This is a genomic window from Devosia crocina, from assembly GCF_900116545.1.
Classification (GTDB): Bacteria; Pseudomonadota; Alphaproteobacteria; order Rhizobiales; family Devosiaceae; genus Devosia; species Devosia crocina.
The window spans coordinates 813,766-830,797 of sequence record NZ_FPCK01000001.1 but is presented as its reverse complement, the minus strand read 5'-3'; the positions used below and the strand labels follow the sequence as shown (position 1 = coordinate 830,797).

17 protein-coding genes are annotated in these 17,032 nt (G+C 61.0%); 5 read left to right on the top strand and 12 right to left on the bottom strand.

Features of this window, described 5'->3' with window-relative positions:
- Positions 1–74 precede the first annotated feature (74 nt).
- From BM364_RS03795 to BM364_RS03775, 5 genes are all read right to left on the bottom strand, one after another.
- Complete coding sequence (locus tag BM364_RS03795; RefSeq protein WP_425284869.1) at positions 75–1,535, bottom strand: DEAD/DEAH box helicase; 1,461 nt, start codon at positions 1,533–1,535, stop codon at positions 75–77.
- Between the two features lie 343 nt (positions 1,536–1,878).
- Complete coding sequence (locus BM364_RS03790) at positions 1,879–2,670, bottom strand: molybdopterin-dependent oxidoreductase (RefSeq protein ID WP_092421123.1); 792 nt, start codon at positions 2,668–2,670, stop codon at positions 1,879–1,881.
- A complete protein-coding gene (locus BM364_RS03785) occupies positions 2,667–3,521 on the bottom strand; it encodes a cytochrome b/b6 domain-containing protein (RefSeq protein ID WP_092421121.1) in 855 nt (284 codons plus the stop codon). The genes BM364_RS03790 and BM364_RS03785 overlap by 4 nt, the downstream gene beginning before the upstream one ends.
- A 125-nt stretch (positions 3,522–3,646) precedes the next feature.
- On the bottom strand, positions 3,647–4,339 hold the full coding sequence (locus BM364_RS03780; RefSeq protein WP_280140617.1) for a superoxide dismutase: 693 nt from the start codon (positions 4,337–4,339) through the stop codon (positions 3,647–3,649).
- 123 nt (positions 4,340–4,462) lie between these two features.
- Positions 4,463–5,113 carry a ThuA domain-containing protein gene (locus tag BM364_RS03775; protein WP_092421119.1) on the bottom strand — a complete coding sequence of 217 codons (651 nt, stop codon included), beginning with the start codon at positions 5,111–5,113 and terminating at the stop codon, positions 4,463–4,465.
- 249 nt (positions 5,114–5,362) lie between these two features.
- Between BM364_RS03775 and BM364_RS03770 the strand changes: the two genes are divergently transcribed.
- On the top strand, positions 5,363–6,967 hold the full coding sequence (locus BM364_RS03770) for a bifunctional metallophosphatase/5'-nucleotidase (protein ID WP_092421117.1): 1,605 nt from the start codon (positions 5,363–5,365) through the stop codon (positions 6,965–6,967).
- Between the two features lie 40 nt (positions 6,968–7,007).
- Here BM364_RS03770 and BM364_RS03765 read toward each other — a convergent pair whose 3' ends face one another.
- Positions 7,008–7,262, bottom strand: coding sequence for a GlsB/YeaQ/YmgE family stress response membrane protein (locus BM364_RS03765; protein ID WP_092421115.1), 255 nt, complete (start codon positions 7,260–7,262; stop codon positions 7,008–7,010).
- A 110-nt stretch (positions 7,263–7,372) separates the two neighbouring features.
- On the opposite strand from BM364_RS03765, the gene BM364_RS03760 reads away from it, so the two are divergent.
- Positions 7,373–7,639, top strand: a complete 267-nt coding sequence (locus BM364_RS03760) for a DUF2277 domain-containing protein (RefSeq protein ID WP_092421113.1) — start codon at positions 7,373–7,375, stop codon at positions 7,637–7,639.
- Positions 7,640–7,668: 29 nt separating this feature from the next.
- Here BM364_RS03760 and BM364_RS03755 read toward each other — a convergent pair whose 3' ends face one another.
- The 6 genes from BM364_RS03755 to BM364_RS03730 all read right to left on the bottom strand — a co-directional run bounded on the left by BM364_RS03755 (position 7,669) and on the right by BM364_RS03730 (position 14,129).
- Positions 7,669–8,712: a Gfo/Idh/MocA family protein gene (locus BM364_RS03755; protein WP_092421111.1), complete on the bottom strand. Its 1,044-nt coding sequence runs from the start codon at positions 8,710–8,712 to the stop codon at positions 7,669–7,671.
- Positions 8,713–8,876: 164 nt separating this feature from the next.
- Positions 8,877–9,665 (bottom strand): ThuA domain-containing protein, encoded by a 789-nt coding sequence (locus BM364_RS03750; RefSeq protein ID WP_092421109.1) that lies wholly within the window; start codon positions 9,663–9,665, stop codon positions 8,877–8,879.
- A gap of 173 nt (positions 9,666–9,838) precedes the next feature.
- On the bottom strand, positions 9,839–10,843 hold the full coding sequence (locus BM364_RS03745; protein ID WP_092421108.1) for an ABC transporter ATP-binding protein: 1,005 nt from the start codon (positions 10,841–10,843) through the stop codon (positions 9,839–9,841).
- Between the two features lie 139 nt (positions 10,844–10,982).
- Positions 10,983–11,828 (bottom strand): carbohydrate ABC transporter permease, encoded by an 846-nt coding sequence (locus tag BM364_RS03740; RefSeq protein WP_092421106.1) that lies wholly within the window; start codon positions 11,826–11,828, stop codon positions 10,983–10,985.
- Positions 11,828–12,808, bottom strand: a complete 981-nt coding sequence (locus BM364_RS03735; protein WP_092421104.1) for a carbohydrate ABC transporter permease — start codon at positions 12,806–12,808, stop codon at positions 11,828–11,830. Before BM364_RS03735 ends, BM364_RS03740 begins: the two co-directional genes overlap by 1 nt.
- A 61-nt stretch (positions 12,809–12,869) precedes the next feature.
- Positions 12,870–14,129 carry an ABC transporter substrate-binding protein gene (locus BM364_RS03730; protein ID WP_175528447.1) on the bottom strand — a complete coding sequence of 420 codons (1,260 nt, stop codon included), beginning with the start codon at positions 14,127–14,129 and terminating at the stop codon, positions 12,870–12,872.
- Here BM364_RS03730 and BM364_RS03725 point away from each other — a divergent pair.
- The 3 genes from BM364_RS03725 to BM364_RS03715 all read left to right on the top strand — a co-directional run bounded on the left by BM364_RS03725 (position 14,116) and on the right by BM364_RS03715 (position 17,001).
- Complete coding sequence (locus BM364_RS03725) at positions 14,116–14,346, top strand: hypothetical protein (protein WP_210186385.1); 231 nt, start codon at positions 14,116–14,118, stop codon at positions 14,344–14,346. The genes BM364_RS03730 and BM364_RS03725 overlap by 14 nt on opposite strands.
- A gap of 271 nt (positions 14,347–14,617) precedes the next feature.
- Positions 14,618–15,637, top strand: coding sequence for a substrate-binding domain-containing protein (locus tag BM364_RS03720; RefSeq protein WP_092421084.1), 1,020 nt, complete (start codon positions 14,618–14,620; stop codon positions 15,635–15,637).
- 257 nt (positions 15,638–15,894) lie between these two features.
- Positions 15,895–17,001 carry an ABC transporter substrate-binding protein gene (locus tag BM364_RS03715; RefSeq protein ID WP_092421081.1) on the top strand — a complete coding sequence of 369 codons (1,107 nt, stop codon included), beginning with the start codon at positions 15,895–15,897 and terminating at the stop codon, positions 16,999–17,001.
- The last annotated feature ends 31 nt before the right edge of the window (positions 17,002–17,032 follow it).

Sequence of the window (17,032 nt, the reverse complement as noted above, 5' to 3'; positions counted from 1 at the left end):
ACCGAGACGTCTCAGCTCGCGGCACCCCACCCCAAATAAAAAGGGCGGCCCCTTGGGACCGCCCTTTGTTCTGATCAGCTTTCGCCACGGCGGTTGCGTGCAGCGGACTTTTTCGCCGCCGTCGTCCAGCGCGGCTTGGCCTTTAGACCATCCGCGCGCGGGGGTTTTACAGACCGCGCCGGCGCCAACGGATTGCGGGGATCGCGTGCCGGACCAGCAGCAACTTCCCGCGGCGAGTTGGCCTCGCGGGGCCCACCGCCCTTTGTGCGCTCGCCACCTGGACGCGGCGTATTGAACTTGCGCGGATCCTTCTTCGGGTTGCGCGCGGTTCGTGCGCCACCGGGCGCGCCTGCGGTGTGCCGCGGTGGGCGCGGTGCCGAAGCCGTCGCTTCCTCGACCATGTTGAGATCACCCGAAAGCGGCAGCGTGCGGCGGATCAGCTTTTCCACGTCGCGCAGCTTAGGGCGTTCCGTGCCATCGCACAGCGTGATGGCGACGCCCGAAGCACCATTGCGGCCCGTACGGCCGATCCGGTGCACGTAATTCTCGGGATCGTCCGGCAGGTCATAGTTGACCACATGGGTGATCCCGGCAACGTCGATGCCGCGTGCCGCGATATCGGTCGCCACGAGGATGCGCACCTGTCCACTGGCAAAGCCCTTGAGCGCAGCCTGCCGCGCATTCTGGCTCTTGTTGCCGTGGATCGCGGCCGCTTCATGCCCATCGATGGCTAGGTTCTTTGCGACCCGGTCCGCCCCATGCTTGGTTCGCGCGAACACGATCACGCGCTCCATGCCTTCCTTTTCGTCGGCAAGCAAACCATTGAGCACGCCGCGCTTGGCCTTGGACCCCGAAAGGATCACCCGCTGGTCAATCTTGACTACGGTTGAGCCCTGAACGGCAGCTTCGACCTTCACCGGCTCCTTAAGAAGACCTTTGGCCAGGTCTTCGACTTCCGGCGCCATAGTGGCTGAAAAAAGCATGGTCTGGCGCCTGAGGCCAATGGCCTTAGCGATGGCCTTGACCGGCGCGATGAAGCCCATGTCGAGCATGCGGTCGGCTTCATCGAGCACCAGCCAGCGCGTCTCGTTGAGACGGATCTTGTTGTCGTCCAGCAGGTCCTTGAGACGGCCAGGCGTTGCGACAACGACGTCGACACCCTTGGCGATCTTCTGCACCTGATGATAGCGCGACACGCCGCCCAGAACGAGCACGGTATCGAGCTTCATCTTGGAGCCGGCGAATTTGCGCATGTTTTCTTCGATCTGCACGGCCAGTTCGCGCGTCGGCGCCAGGATCAGCGCACGCGTCGTCATCGGCCGCGGACGCCCGGTCAGCTGGGCGATGCCGGCGAGGATCGGAAGGCCAAAGGCAGCCGTCTTGCCCGAGCCGGTCTGGGCAATACCCATCATGTCCCGGCCTTCGAGCAGCTTGGGAATAGCCTGGGTCTGAATTTTGGTTGGGGTCTCAAAGCCCCCAGTCTTGAGGCTATCGGTCAGGGTTTCGGGCAATCCGAGACTGGAAAAATCGGTCAAATCCGGTTCTTTCTTGATGCGCGAATGCGCGCGTGGCGCCCAGCCAAAAGGGCGGACGCCGAAACAAAAGGGGCAATCGGGCGATGCAATATCGCGCGGGTGCTGGCTCAAACCCGGAGCACATCGGCTATCCGGGGTGACTTCGCCGCTCACCGCAAAAGTAAGAAGAGAAGCCCGTTAGCGGCACAGTTCGCCGCAACGCTAGGGCTCATATGGGCGAGATTGCCGGGAAACGCAAGTGTGGCAGGTGCATGGCTCATAAGCACGCGTCAACAGCCACCCACCTCCCTCCCCATTCTTAAGGGTGGAGGTTCGGTGGGGGTGCACGTAGCCTGCGGCCACATTAGATGCCCCCATACCAGTCATACCCGTTATCCGGCCAATATCCGCCCCTGCCTCGCCCAAACGGCGTCAGGTCATCCACCAGCTCGATGGTGTGGAGATATTTCGGCTGCTTGTAGCCGAGCGCCCGCTCGATCCGCAGCCGCACCGGCGCGCCATTGCTGACCGGCAGCACCTGGTCGTTGAGCCCGTAAGCCAGAAGGGTTTGCGGATGGTAGGCATCCACCAGATCCGAGCTCTCATAATAGAAAATGTCGCCCGAAAGCGTGCGCTGTATGTTGTCGAAGCAGTGATAGACGCAATAGCGCGCTTCCGGCTTCACGCCTGCCGCATCGAGCACCGGCCCCAGCGGTGTGCCGGTCCACTTGGCAATGCAGCTCCAGCCCTCCACGCAATCGTGCCGGGTAATCTGCGTGCGCGCAGGCATGTTGCGCAACTCTTCGAGCGAAAACGAGACTTCCCGCTCCACCATGCCTTTGATGGTGAGCCGGTAAGGAGCAAAATCCTGCATCCGGAGAAAGCTGTATTCGGCCGTAGTCGGCTCAGTCGATCCATTGGGCTTCATGCCCTGCCGGATCTCGCTTTCCGAATATTCCCGCGCCAGTACCTGATCCCCGATCAGTGCCCTTTGGGCATGATAGGTCAGAACATTGGCTTGTTCCATCGCCTGCCGGACGGGGTTGCCGCGCTGGCCCAAGAAGTCGAACTGGTTGCAGCCAGAAAGCGCAACGCTCGAGCCCAGAGCCGCCGAGCCGAGAAGCAGCCGCCGCCGATTGAGTATGATCTGGCTCATGGCCGGTCCCCCTGCTCTGCCGCGGTGCCCGGGCTAGTCCGATACCAGCCGGTGATCATCGAGCGCAGCTCGTTAAGCGGTCCGGCCAGCACCACCATGATCACATGAACAATGAAAAACAGCACCAGAAGCACCATGACGGCAAAGTGGATCGTCCGCGCCGTCTGCCGCCCGCCGAACAGGTCCAGCAGCCACGGCGCAGTTGCGTTCATCCCCGGGCTCATGGTCAGTCCGGTTAGTACGATGAGCGGAAACAGGACGAAAAACACAGTGAAATAGCTCAGCTTCTGCAGCGGAGAGTAGCGCCGCCGGTGCTGAAACCGAAACCGCGCATGGTCAGCCATATCGGCTGGCAAACCGGCAATATCCTGCCCCTTCGGTATGATATCCCGCCGCAAATGCCCGTTGATGACGCTTGCTAGGAACCAGATGAACAATGCGGCAACAAAGATCCATCCAAAAAAGAAGTGGACCACGCGCCCGGTCGCCAGATCGCGAAACGACGGAATGGTCACTGCTCCCGGAAAACCCGTATATTGCGGCGCCTCGGCCGAGCCGCTCATCCCCAGAACCCCGGTCGTATCGAAGGTCTGCCCGAAGACCGTTGTCTGTCCCCGTGGCCCCTCAGGGGTATTGACTGCCCCGATCCGCAGCACCGCGTTATCGAACTCGAAGCCGGATTGTTGCCCGATATAAAGCGCGGGATGCGCGTTGAAAATCTGCAATCCCGAAAGCAACAGGAAGAACAGGCAGATCGCCCAGGTCCAGTGCGTCAGCCGTGTCCAGATGGATTGTCGGTAGACGAGCGGTCCTTTGCTTTTCTGTTCCAAACCTTCACCATTGTGCGTCATGGTCGTACCTCTGGCTCAGATACGATCCTATCGCGCCTCCGGTTTCAACTCACCTCGCTGTCATGTCGCGGCAACAAAAAGTGCCGCAGCGAGCAGCTGCGGCGCTTGTCGTTCAGTTCGCCCGGTCAGTTGGCGAGGGCTGCCTGATAACGGCTCGAGACCTCGTCCCAGTTCACCACATCCCACCAGCTGCTCAGATACTCGGCGCGGCGGTTGTTGTAGGTCAGGTAATAGGCATGCTCCCAAACGTCGTTGCCGATCACCGGCGTCCCCTGCACCTCGGCGAGGTCCATCAGCGGGTTATCCTGGTTTGGCGTCGTAGTGATTTCGAGCTCGCCGGCATCGTTGACGATCAGCCAGACCCAACCCGAACCGAACTGAGCCGCACCGGCCGCTTCGAACTCGGCCTTGAATTCGTCCATGGAGCCGTAAACGGCATCGATCGCGGCAACCAGATCTTCGCTCGGTTCACCCGCCTGATCCTGAGGGCCGATGATTTCCCAGAAGAAAGTATGATTCCAGTGTCCGCCCGCGCTGTTGCGCACGGTGGTGGTCTGCGTGCTGGCCGAAGCAACGATCTCTTCTACCGACAGGTCGGTGTCGAGCGTGCCGTCTTCTACCGCCTTGTTGAGATTGTCGATGAAGGTCTGGTGGTGCTTGGTGTGATGGAGTTCCATCGTCTGGGCGTCGATCACCGGCTCGAGCGCGTCATAGGCGTAGCCCAGCTCGGGCAGCTCGAACGGCATGTCCTGCGCGATGGCGGGCATGGAGAAAGCGGCGACGGCCATGGCAGCGAGGCTGGGCGCAAAGATCTTCATTGGGTTGCTCCTTGAAAGGTCAAGGCACAACCCGGCCCGCAGGAACCAGTTCCGAAATCGAGCCCCCTCCCCGATGACGTTTTCGTATGGGTGAGAGCCTCTTGAACGCCGCAACAGCGGCGCTTACTCGCCCCTCGCCGCCCAGTTCATGCCGCGGCGCATGATGGTGGCCATGTTTGGGTTCTCGAATTCCTTGGCCTGATGGCCGAGGGTCATATGAAACACCTTGCCCTGCCCGTGGCGCCGCTTCCAGACGACGGGCATCACCACGCCCTCGATCCAGTCCGCATGTTCCCCGCTGAAGGTCGTGGTCGCAAGGACCTCGTTGGAAGGGTCGACATGCATGTAATACTGCTCGGACGTATAGGGGAACGAGGCAGGAATACCGGCCATGATCGGGTCCTCGCCCTTCGTCACCTCGACCGTGTAGTCGATGATATTGCCCGGATGCGCCACCCATTGGCCGCCCACCATGAACTGGTAGTCCACCGCCTCGCGGAATGCATCGCTCATGCCGCCATGGTGCCCGGCCAAGCCAACGCCCCCCTGCACCGCCTTGGTCAGGTTTTCTGCCTCTTCCTTGGCGATCTTGCTCATGGTGTAGACCGGCACGATCAGCGACAGGTCGTGAATGGATGGATCCGCGAAGACGCTGGTCTCGGTCGCGGTTCGCACCGAGAAGCCATCCTCGTGCAGCCAGCGACGATAGATCGTCGCGCATTCTTCCGGATCATGGCCTTCCCATCCGCCATAAACGATCAAAGCACTGCGCATTTGGGATCCCCCGCAAATCAAACGGCGGCGAGAATACCTGACTCATCCGGTATTGAAACCCCGAAAGGCAAGATCGTTACCCCTCGGCCCGAGGTCGCTCTCCCGAAGAGAAAGTCGAGCAAATGAGCCACTTTCCACTGTCACAATTAGCTGATTAACTCCCTTGCAATGCCTCGGCGAAGCGATAGCGGTTCCGGGAGAACCGGCTTCGAGGCAGGCTTTTGCTGCAAGCCAGAAGGGACAACAGGGATGAAGAAACTTTTGCTGGGCGCCACCGCGCTCACGCTCTGCGCCGGTTTTTCGACCGCCGCCCAGGCCGAGTTCACGCTCAACATCCTTCACATCAACGATTTCCATTCCCGTTTCGGCCCGATCACCGGTTCCGATTCCAATTGCGATCCGGAGACCGACGCAGCCGGGGAATGTTTTGGCGGCATTGCGCGCCTTGCAACCGCCATCGAAAGCAAGCGCGCCGAGCTCGAGGGTCAGAACGTCGTTCTCGTCGATGCCGGTGACCAGTTCCAGGGCTCCTTGTTCTACACCCAGTATCGCAGCGAGATCATTTCCGAGTTCGCCAACAAGCTCGGCATCGACGTGATGGCCGTGGGCAATCACGAATTCGACGATGGCCCGGAAGAGCTTGCCAAGTTCATCGACGCCATCGAGTTCCCCATCATCTCGGGCAACACCAATATCACCAACGAGCCCCTGCTCGCCGGCAAGTTCGAGGGCACCCATGTGCTCGAGATCGGCGGCGAAAAAATCGGTTTCGTTTCCGCTTTGGCCGAAGACACCGACGAAACCTCCTCCCCCGGTGAAAACGTAGAGTTCGAAGACACGATCACGAGCCTGCGCACGCAGGTCAATGCCTTGACTGCCGCTGGTGTCAACAAGATCATCGCCCTCACCCATGTCGGCTACACGGTCGATCTCGAGATCGCAGCCAACGTGCCGGGGATCGACGTGATCGTGGGCGGCCATTCGCACACGCTTCTCTCCAACACCGATGAAGCTGCTGCCGGGCCCTACCCTACGCTGGTCAACAATCCCGATGGCGTGGAAGTCCCGGTTGTCACCGCCGGTGCTTATGCCAAATATCTGGGTGATCTGGTTGTCACCTGGGACGACGAAGGCAATGTGATCTCGGCCGAGGGCGCCCCGATCCTGATCGATGCATCCGTCGAACCCGACGCCGAATATGCCGAGCGCCTGGCCGAGCTCGAAGCCCCGCTCCAGGATCTGATGGCCGAAGTCATCGGCACCACCACCGAACCGCTCGAAGGCAGCCGCGAAGTCTGCCGCGTCGAGGAATGCACCATGGGCAACCTGCTTGCCGACGCAATTCTTGATCGCGTGGCCGATCAGGGCGCCGATATCGCCTTCCAGAACGGCGGCGGCATCCGCGCCTCGATCGACGCCGGCGACATCACCATGGGCGAAATCCTCACCGTCCTCCCCTTCTCCAACACACTCGCCACCGTCGATATTTCAGGCGCCGACGTGATCGAGGCGCTTGAAAACGGCGTCAGCGATATCGAGAACGGCGCAGGCCGCTTTGCTCAGGTCGCCGGCCTCAAATACGCCTATACCCTTGCCAACCCCGCCGGCCAGCGCGTCAGCGACGTCATGGTGCGTGGTGAGGGCGATGAATGGGTGCCGATCGACGAGGAAGCCACCTATACCATCGTCACCAACAATTACGTCCGCGGCGGCGGCGACGGTTACGGCACCTTTGCCGAAGGCGACAATCCCTATGATTTCGGCCCGCCGCTCGAGCAGGTCGTTGCCGACTACATCGCCAAGCTTGGCGGTGAATATACCCCCTATCTCGATGGCCGCATCACCATCAAGTAAGGCTGCAAAACGAGGAGGGCGCCCCGCGGGGCGCCCTTTTTCAAGCCCGCCGCCGAGCGAGCTGACCCCAGATCAAGAGGATGATCACCGCTCCAACGATCGAGGCGATGAAGCCGGCGCCGTCGCCCGGCCCATACCAGCCGATCTGCTGGCCCAGCCAGGTCGCCAGCACCGAGCCGACGATGCCCAATATGGTGGTTAGGATGAAGCCCGACGGCTTGTTGTCGCCCGGCGTGACCCATTTGGCGATAAGACCGGCGAAAAAGCCGATGATGATGGCCCACAAAATACCCATTTGACGCTCCAAGGTTTACCGGACTCAATAAGTCCGAGGCCCGCCCGGGGGTTGCATGACCCTGGCTTTGCGGGTCCGACATCGCCGCGATCGGCCGAGGAGAAACGCTCATGTGCCGGAACATCAAGCCCCTGTTCAATTTTGAGCCGCCTGCTAGCAAAAACGAAATGCACGATGCAGCCCTGCAATTCGTCCGCAAGATTTCGGGCTTCAACAAGCCGTCCCAGGCCAATGAAAGCGCCTTCTACGACGCAGTCGAGGAGATCGAACGCGCCGTGCGCAAGCTGCTGACGACGCTCGATACCAAGGCCCCGCCGCGCGACCGCGACGCTGTCGCGGCAAAAGCCCGCGAGCGCTCGCGCGAACGCTTCGGCTAAGAAAAAGGCCCGCCGAAGCGGGCCTTGGATCACACTTTATGCTCGTACTTGTCGCGATCGGTCACGGTCGCAATGTCGAGCACCTTCTGGATATTGGTCGCGTGGCGGAAGCTCGGCTCCAGATTGCGCCCTGTCCGCACCGCTTCGACGAAGCGCATGTAATTTGTCGGCACTGGATCCACTGCGACCTCGGTCCACACGCCGGTTTCAATGTCATCGCCAAGACAGGTGAAGAGCTTGGACCAGTCATGCCGGTGCTGCACTTCCACCGATCCATGATCGCCGTAAACGCGCAGGCGCAGCTCGTTGAAATGGCCGGTCGCCCAGCGCGTCGCGTGGATCACGCCCAGCGCGCCGTTTTCCAGCTGCGCCGTCATGGCGAAGCTGTCATTGGCGTCGAGGTCATATTCGCCGATCTTGTTGCCTTCCGCCTTATCGAAGGTTTCCAGCCGGCAGAACACCTTCGAAAAATCGCTCCCCGCGCCATAGGCGGCAAAATCGAGGATATGCACGCCGATATCGCCGAGCACTCCATTGGAGCCGTGCTTCTTGCTCAGGCGCCACAGCCACTGGCTTTCGGTGCGCCAGTCGCCCCAGGCCTTGGACACCAGCCAGCTCTGGAGATAGCTGGCTTCGAAATGCTTGACCTTGCCGATCTGGCCCGACTGCACGATGTCACGCGCCTTCTGCAGCTGCGCCACGTTGCGATAAGTCAGGTTCACCATGTTGACGAGGCCGAGCCGCTCGGCGGTCTCGGTCATCTCCATGGCCTTGGTATGGTCGGTCGCCAGCGGCTTTTCGCAGAACACGTGCTTGCCCGCATTCAGCGCCGCCATGGTGGTGGGATGGTGGATGCTGTCGGGCGTCACATTTGCGATCGCATCGAACTCGCCCCAGGCAAGGGCGGCATCGAGCGAGCCGAAGCCTCGTTGAATCCCATGCGTGCTGTTGAACGCCTCGACGCGCGCCGGATCGACATCGACGCCCCCGACCAGCTCCACGCCTTCGATCTCGGCGAAATTCTTGGCATGCGTATTGGCCATGCCGCCGGTACCCAGTATGAGGATACGCATATTTTATTCCTTGAACTGTCCCTGCGGACCATTCGAACTGAGGCTCGCTCCTGCAGTAGACCTCGTCCTGAGCCTGTCGAAGGATGGGGTCGTGCCACGTCGCTGGCACCACGCCCCTTGGCCTCGCACCGAGCAAGAACCAAGGGGCGGTGCGGGAGAGTATCTTACTTCTTCACTTCGCCTGCGTGATCGGCAGCGCTCAACTTGGCGCCCCGCTCCTCGATCTTTTCGATCGCTTCGCTGACGGGGGTGTTCGGGGCCTTCATCAGATGCGCATGACGCGTGCCGTCATAGGCCCAGTTCACGGCATTGCGCAGCACCTTGCCCACGTTCTCGTCGTGATAGGTGGGGTAGGTTTCGTGGCCGGGACGGAAGTAGAAGATATTGCCGGCGCCGCGCCGATAGGTCAGCCCCGAGCGGAACACTTCGCCGCCCTGGAACCAGGAAACGAACACCGTTTCGAGTGGTTCGGGCACGGTGAAGGGCTCGCCATACATTTCTTCGTATTCGAGTTCGAAATAGGCTGGCAGGCCCTTGGCGATTGGATGCCCCGGGTTAACGACCCAAAGGCGCTCACGTTCGCCCGCTTCACGCCAATGCAGGTTCGCCGGCGCGCCCATCAGACCCTTGAAGACCTTGGAATGGTGTCCCGAATGGAGCACGATCAGGCCCATGCCCTGCCAGACATGTTCCATGACGCGCTTGACCACGGCGTCGTCCACCTTGTCGTGGGCGGCATGGCCCCACCAGAGAAGCACGTCCGTCTCGGCCAGCACCGCATCGGTCAGCCCATGCTCGGGCTCCTGCAGCGTCGTCGTCTTGATTTCGAGATTGCTGTCTTGGCTCAAGAGCTTGGCAATCTGGTTGTGCATGCCATTGGGATAGTTGTCCGCAACGACCTTGTTCTTCTGCTCGTGGACGTTCTCGCCCCAGACGAGGGTACGGATAGCCATGAATAGTCTCCTAGCTTGATGGCGATGCGGGGAGGCGCTCGTCATCCGGTTTTATCCGTGTCATTCCCGCGCAAGCGGTGGACCGACCCTTTGCTCGAGGGAAGATCCCCGCCCCGCGGGAATGAAACTGTGAATCCCAAAGGTGACGATGCTTTGGCCGCCACCCGATTTTGTCAGCGGATCGGTTTGCCCGCCTCGTTGAACCGATGAATGCGGTCTTCCTGCGGCGAAACCCGCACCAGAGAACCGCTTTGATAATTGGTCGTGCCATCGTGACGCACCACCACCGGCTCTTCCTGCCCCATGTCGAGATAGACATAGGAGTCGGCACCGAGGTTTTCGGTGTGAATCACCTTGCCCTCCCAGATGCCGTCGGGCTTGATGTCCATGTGCTCGCCGCGTATGCCCACCGTCGAACAGCTGAAGGCGCTTGCCTTCTCGCCGGCAACGAAGTTCATCTTCGGGCTGCCGATGAAGCCGGCAACGAAAATGCTGTCCGGCCGCTCGTAGAGTTCCATGGGCGTGCCGACCTGTTCGACCAGCCCATCGCGCAGAACGCAGATCCGGTCGGCCAGCGTCATGGCCTCGACCTGGTCATGCGTCACATAGATCATGGTGACGTCGTTCATCTCCTCGTGCAGCTTGGCGATCTCGATACGGGTCGCAACGCGCAGGGCGGCGTCCAGGTTCGACAGGGGTTCGTCAAACAGGAAAACCTTGGGATCCCTTGTGATCGCGCGGCCGATGGCGACGCGCTGGCGCTGCCCGCCCGAAAGCTGCTTGGGCAGACGGTCGAGATATTGCCGGATCTGGAGCATGTCCGCCGCCTTTTCGACGCGCTGGCGGATCGCCTCCTTGGAGTGGCCCTTTTCGAGCTTGAGCCCGAATGCCATGTTTTCATAGACCGTCATATGCGGATAAAGCGCATAGGACTGGAACACCATGGCAATGCCGCGTTTGGATGGGGTCAGCGCATTGACCACCTTGCCGTCGAACAGCATCTCGCCCGAGGTGATGTCTTCGAGACCCGAGATCAGGCGCAAAAGGGTGGATTTGCCGCAGCCCGAAGGCCCGACAAACACCATGAACTCACCCTTCTTGACCTCGAGATCGACGCCTTTGATCACATTGACGACGCCGAAGGATTTCTTGACGTTGCGAAGTTCGATTGCTGCCATTTGAAAACTCCTTCAGACCGCCGGGACAGTCAGGATGAGACGGGAATTGCCACTCGCGAGAACCGGACCTGAGCCCACAAGGACCGGAAACGCAGCGGATTGTGTTTTGCAGGCCATCTTCGGATGATTACGCATCGGTCTAGCCCTTGACCCCGCCGGCGGTCAGCCCGCTGACGATCTTGCGTTGGAAGATGAGAACCAGTGCCACGAGCGGCACGGTGACGATGACCGAGGCAGCCATGATGATGCCCCAGGGGATTTCATATTGCGATCCGCCCGAAAGCAGCGCGATGGCCACCGGCACGGTGCGGGTTTGGTTGGAAACGGTGAAGGTCAGCGCAAACAGGAACTCGTTCCACGCCGCGATAAAGGCGAGCAGCCCCGTCGTCACCAGCGCCGGCCACATCAGCGGCATGAACACCTGAGTGATGATCACCCATGGGGTCGCGCCGTCAACGATCGCGGCCTCCTCGATCTCGACCGGCAGGTCGCGCATGAAGGTCGTCAGCACCCAGACGGTAAAGGGCAGCGTGAAGATCGTATAGGCAAAGATCAGCGCCCAGGGCGTGTTGTAGATGCCGAGGAACCGGATGACCTCGAAGAGCCCTGCCAGCACCGCGATCTGCGGAAACATCGATACGGCGAGGATCGTCATCAGCAACAGTCCCCTGCCCCGGAACCGCACGCGGCTCAGGGCAAACGAGGCGGTCACCGCCAGAAACAGCGCCAGCGCCACAGTGACACTGGCCACGAACACCGAATTGAGCAGATTGCGCGGGAAGGCGCCCTGCGAGAAAACCGACTGGTAATTGGCAAGGCTGAACGAGGTCGGCCAATAGTTGATGCGGAAGAGATCGGTCCCCGCTTTGAAGCTCGTCAGGATCGCATAGTAGAACGGAAACACCGCGATGACGACGATGGCAATGACGAGGGCGTAAAACAGCACGCCCTTGGTGAGTTTCCAAAGATCGAAGCTGCCGGTCATCAGCGGTCTCCCCCATCGAAATTGACCTTGCCCAGCCAGATATAGAGGATGGTGAAGATCGCGATCAAAAGGAACAGCAGCGTCGACTGCGCCGACCCTTCGGCGAAATTGTTGAACTGGAAGAGATTCTCCTGGCTGATCACCGACATCGTCTTGGTCGCGGCCGAATTGGGCGTCAGCACATAGATCAGGTCGAAGATGCGCAGGGCATCGAGCACGCGGAAGATGATCGCCACCATCAGCGCCGGCCGCACCAGCGGCAGCGTGATACGGAAGAATTGCTTGACCGGATGCACCCCGTCGATCTCGGCCGCTTCATAGATATCCTTGGGGATCATCTGCAGCCCCGCCAGGATCAGCAGCGCCATGAACGGCGTCGTTTTCCAGATATCGACCACCAGCACGGCGAGCATCGCGGTGTCGGGCGAAGCCGTCCAGGCCACGGGCGCGTTGAGCAGCCCAAGGCGCATGCCGAGATCGTTGAGAATGCCGAACTGGTCGTTCAGCATCCAGCTCCACATGCGGGCCGAAACGATGGTGGGAATGGCCCAGGGAATGAGAATGGCAGCGCGCACGATGCCGCGGCCCTTGAATTCCGCGTTCAGCACCAGTGCCACGATCATGCCCAGGATCGTTTCCCAGAGCACCGACCAAAAGGCAAACCGCACCGTGTTCCACACCGCGTTCCACCAGGCCGGATCCGCCAGCACGCCGCGATAGATCGTGCGCCCGCTTTCGAGCACGCGGATCTGCAGGTAATTGCCGAAGCCGATCCACTCGGCGCCGTAAAGGTCGTTGAGCGTGGCATCGGTGAAGGAGAAATAGATCGAACGGGCCAGCGGCCACCCGGCCACCACCGCCAGCGCGATCATCATCGGCAGGAGAAACAATCGCGCCGCGCGCACGCGCTGCTGCATCAGTTCCGATTTTTGCCGCGGCTGCGCTGCGGCTGTTGGCGCACCGATCGCTTCGCTTGTCATGCGCTACCCCCCTTCAAAGCAAAAGATGCGGGCCCTTGGGGCCCGCATCGCGATGTGGTGCTTACTGCAGCAGGTCGTCGAGATCGATCTCGAGCACTTCCAGGTTTTCTGCAGCCGAGCCATTGCCCGAAAGCGTGTTATGCACGGCGCTCCAGAACAGCGAGGAAACCTCGTTGTAGTTCTCCTGCGTCGGGGCAGAAGGACGCGGCACCGCATTCTGGAAAATCTCTTCCCACGCGGCCATGAACGGGGAAGCGGCGAGCACTTCTTCGTCCTGGTAGAGCGACTGCACGGTAGGCAGGTTGGCCTGCTCGATGGCGCGGCGCTTCTGCGATTCAGCTGAGCTGAGGAAGAGCGCGAGTTCGATGGCCGCTTCCTGGTTCTGCGAATATTGCGACACGGCAAAGTTCCAGCCGCCGAGCGTTGCCGAAGACTTGGCGCCTTCGCCTTCACCGGCCGGCAGCGGAGCAACGTCGAAATTGCCCTTGACGGCAGCATCGTCGCCATTGCTCAGCGCATAGGCATAGGGCCAGTTGCGCATGAACACGGCATTGCCGAGCTGCCACACGCCGCGCGCTTCTTCTTCGCCATAGGCCAGCACACCCTGCGGAGCGATCGTGCCGACCCAGCTGGCAGCTTCTTCCAGCGCAGCAACGGCCTGCTCATTGTTGATCGAGATCGTGCCATCGGCTTCGATGATCTGGCCGCCGCCAAAGGAATTGACCCATTCCAGGGCGTTGCAGGTCAGGCCTTCATAGGCATTGCCCTGGAACACATAGCCCCAGATCTCGGTATTGCCCTCGGCGCGCTCGGCTTCCATGATTTCCTGCGCGGTCTGGCGCAGCTCGGTCCAGGTTGTGGGAACTTCCTTGCCGTGCTTTTCCAGCAGGTCCTTGCGGTAGTAGAGCGCCGGCGCATCGGTGAAGGCCGGCACGGCCACGAGCTTGTCGCCCACGGTCTGGGACTCGATCACCGATGGGAAGTGCTGGTCCGCCACTTCGGCGAAGGCTTCCTTGAGATCGACGAATTGGTCGGCCAGCTGCGGCGCCCAGATCACGTCGGTCTGGTAGACGTCGATATCGGCATTCCCGGCCGCCAGCCACAAGCGATACTGGCCGAACTGGTCACTGGTGGACGACGGCATCGGCACGATGGTGACGACGTGTCCGGTCTCTTCCTGGAAGATATCGAGCTCGGACTGCAGGAACTGCAGGCCCGTACCAGTATCGCCCGAAACGATCGACAGCTCGGCTGCCTGAGCAGCGCCGGCGACCAGGGTTACGCTCGCCATCATCGCGACGAGCATCTTGTTCAGTGTCATTGGAAATCCTCCCGATGGAACCCATGATCAGGAAGGCATGAAGACGCACCGGAGCGACAAAGCGCCCAGCCCGCAAGGCCTCCCTCAAAACGCTGCATTGGCGATCCATGCCGCCGAATTTCAAAGCGCTTTGGCAGAAAAGGAAACAGAGCGGCGAAAAACTGTCAAGCAGCGCTATTGCCCGATTTTCACCATTTTTGCCGGAACCAAAATTTAGTTGGGCAGTTTCAGGAGGTTAAATCATGAGCTCGTACGTCGAAGCAGCAGAATGCTCAGCTAACCCTGATGTACGCACCTCAAACTTTGCCGTGCTTTGAAGCCCTCTTGCATCGAAAATTGAAATCGCTTTCAATAAGCTTTGGAGGAGTTGGTGCAAGCCACTGGTCGATGGTCCGCACCTGCCCTGTTGGCGAAACGAGACGGCGGCCGGTATAGGCCCCATTCCCTCCATAGAAGGGGTGTTGCAGCCATCCGGGCCACGAGTCGGCATGAAACTGAAAGAACTCGCCGAGCATCTCGGCTTGTCACAAACCACCGTCAGCCGCGCGCTGAACGGCTATCCTGAAGTCAAGGAAGCAACGCGCCTGCGCGTAGCACAGGCGGCGGATGAACTCGGCTATCGCCCCAATGCCAGCGCCCTGCGCCTGGCGACCGGCCGTGCAGGCGCCGTTGGTCTCGTCCTTCGGGGTGCTGACGAGCTTGGTCCGCACATGTCCGAATTTCTGTCGGGCCTGGGGGGTCGCATGGCGACGCAGGATATCGACATCGTGGTGACGACCGTCGCCAGCCAGCAGGAGGAACTGGCCGCCTATCGTCGTCTGGCCGCCAGCCGCCGCGTTGACGCCATGATCCTCCATTCCCCCTCGCTTCATGACGAGCGGGCCGAATTGCTGATGGACCTGCGCATCCCTTTCGTGCTGCATGGCCGCACCAACAGTGCCCGGCCCTTTGCCTGGCTCGATATCGACAATACCGGTGCCGTCGAGCGCGCTACGAGCCACCTGCTCGATCTCGGTCACCGCCGCATCGCCCTGCTTAATGGCGCCAAGGGCCGCACCTTTGCCGAGCATCGCGAGCTTGGCTATATGGCTGCGCTTTCTGCCCGCGGCGTACCTTTTGATCCCGCTCTTATCGGCAATTCCGTCTTCACCGACGAAGTCGCCTTCCGGCTGGCCCAATCCATGCTCGAACTGCGGCCCCGGCCCACCGCATTCCTTGCCGGCTCGATGATGACCGCACTCGGCGTTTTCCGCGCCATTCGCCAGGCTGGCATGACTCTGGGCGTCGATGTCTCCATGATCGCGCACGACGACGTCTTCCCCTATCTCAACGCCGACAACATGTACCCCACTATGTCCACCACCCGCTCCTCTATTCGCCAGGCGGGCTCCCGCATGGCCGAATTATTGATGCAGGTGCTGGGCGGCAAGCCGGCCGCCGATGTGCATGAGCTATGGCCCGTCGAGCTTGTGCTGCGCGAAAGTTCGGGCCCGGCCCCGCTTTTCTGAAACAGCAAAAACCAGAGTTTGACCATCTGGACGAGACTGTCACAATTGGGCAATCTCCACCTGCGGCTGGGAGGACGCAGAGGGTTGGGCAACAGGGTGCGACAGGCTGTGAGACCGCGGTAAAGTGCCCTCATCCGGGCGACTTGGCCGCATCACGCAACCGTCATTGCACTGTCATCTCACCGCTCTACTCCCTCGCCCGGTTCGCGGCGGCTTCCCATTGGGCAGCCCGCGACTGCTCATTCAGGGAGACCACAATGACGTTCAAGTCTGCGCTCACCGCCTCTGTTTCGCTTCTCACCGTGCTCAGCCTCACCGCGCCCTCTTTTGCTCAGGCCGACCTCGACGCGCTTTACGAAGCCGCCAAGGCTGAAGGCCAGCTCACCACCATTGCCCTGCCCCATAATTGGTGCGGCTATGGCGAAGTGATCGCCGGCTTCAAGGCCAAGTATCCGGGTATCACGGTCAATGAACTCAACCCTGATGCCGGCTCGGCCGACGAGCTCGAAGCCGTCCGCGCCAATCAGGGCAATACCGGCCCCCAGGCTCCTGACGTTCTCGATATCGGCCTGGCTTTCGGTCCCCAGGCCAAGGAAGAAGGCCTGCTTCAGCCCTATAAAGTCTCTACTTGGGACGAAATTCCCGACGATGCCAAGGATGCCGAAGGCTATTGGTATGGCGACTACTATGGCGTGATAGCCTTCCTTGTGAACAAGGATCTCGTCTCCACCATGCCGGCCGACTGGTCGGATCTGACCGACAGCGAATACGCCAATGGCGTCGCTCTTGCCGGTGACCCGCGCGCCTCCGCCCAGGCCATCCAGTCCGTTTATGCCGCAGGCCTTGCCCAGACCGGCACCGACGAAGGCGCAGCCCAGGCCGGTCTCGACTTCTTCAAGGCCGTCAACGATGCCGGCAATTTCGTTCCGGTGATCGGCAAGGCCGCTTCCGTCGCCCAGGGCACCACCCCCATTCTTGTTGCCTGGGACTACAATCTGCTCGCCTGGCGCGACAGCTTCGAGGGCAATCCTGAAGCCGAGATCGTCGTCCCCAATAGCGGCGTCGTCGCCGGCGTTTACGTTCAGGCCATCTCGGCCTATGCGCCCCACCCGAACGCGGCCAAGCTGTGGATGGAATATCTCTATTCCGACGAAGGGCAGCTCGGCTGGCTCAAGGGTTATTGCCATCCGATCCGCTTCAACGCCATGTCAGAAGCCGGTCTGATCCCGCAGGACATGCTCGACGCGCTTCCGCCCGCCGAAGCCTATGCCAACGCCGTGTTCCCCACCATCGAACAGCAGAACGCCGCCAAGGAAGTCATCACCGCCGGATGGGATTCCACCGTCGGCGCCAACGTTCAGTAGGTATCGGCACCAACCTCCGCCGCCCTGTGTG

Bases quoted from the DNA above. Each gene is read 5' to 3' on its own strand.
- BM364_RS03790 (WP_092421123.1), bottom strand. From the start codon at position 2,670: ATGAGCCAGATCATACTCAATCGGCGGCGGCTGCTTCTCGGCTCGGCG.
- BM364_RS03785 (WP_092421121.1), bottom strand. From the start codon at position 3,521: ATGACGCACAATGGTGAAGGTTTGGAACAGAAAAGCAAAGGACCGCTC.
- BM364_RS03780 (WP_280140617.1), bottom strand. From the start codon at position 4,339: ATGAAGATCTTTGCGCCCAGCCTCGCTGCCATGGCCGTCGCCGCTTTC.
- BM364_RS03775 (WP_092421119.1), bottom strand. From the start codon at position 5,113: ATGCGCAGTGCTTTGATCGTTTATGGCGGATGGGAAGGCCATGATCCG.
- BM364_RS03770 (WP_092421117.1), top strand. From the start codon at position 5,363: ATGAAGAAACTTTTGCTGGGCGCCACCGCGCTCACGCTCTGCGCCGGT.
- BM364_RS03765 (WP_092421115.1), bottom strand. From the start codon at position 7,262: ATGGGTATTTTGTGGGCCATCATCATCGGCTTTTTCGCCGGTCTTATC.
- BM364_RS03760 (WP_092421113.1), top strand. From the start codon at position 7,373: ATGTGCCGGAACATCAAGCCCCTGTTCAATTTTGAGCCGCCTGCTAGC.
- BM364_RS03755 (WP_092421111.1), bottom strand. From the start codon at position 8,712: ATGCGTATCCTCATACTGGGTACCGGCGGCATGGCCAATACGCATGCC.
- BM364_RS03750 (WP_092421109.1), bottom strand. From the start codon at position 9,665: ATGGCTATCCGTACCCTCGTCTGGGGCGAGAACGTCCACGAGCAGAAG.
- BM364_RS03745 (WP_092421108.1), bottom strand. From the start codon at position 10,843: ATGGCAGCAATCGAACTTCGCAACGTCAAGAAATCCTTCGGCGTCGTC.
- BM364_RS03740 (WP_092421106.1), bottom strand. From the start codon at position 11,828: ATGACCGGCAGCTTCGATCTTTGGAAACTCACCAAGGGCGTGCTGTTT.
- BM364_RS03735 (WP_092421104.1), bottom strand. From the start codon at position 12,808: ATGACAAGCGAAGCGATCGGTGCGCCAACAGCCGCAGCGCAGCCGCGG.
- BM364_RS03730 (WP_175528447.1), bottom strand. From the start codon at position 14,129: ATGACACTGAACAAGATGCTCGTCGCGATGATGGCGAGCGTAACCCTG.
- BM364_RS03720 (WP_092421084.1), top strand. From the start codon at position 14,618: ATGAAACTGAAAGAACTCGCCGAGCATCTCGGCTTGTCACAAACCACC.
- BM364_RS03715 (WP_092421081.1), top strand. From the start codon at position 15,895: ATGACGTTCAAGTCTGCGCTCACCGCCTCTGTTTCGCTTCTCACCGTG.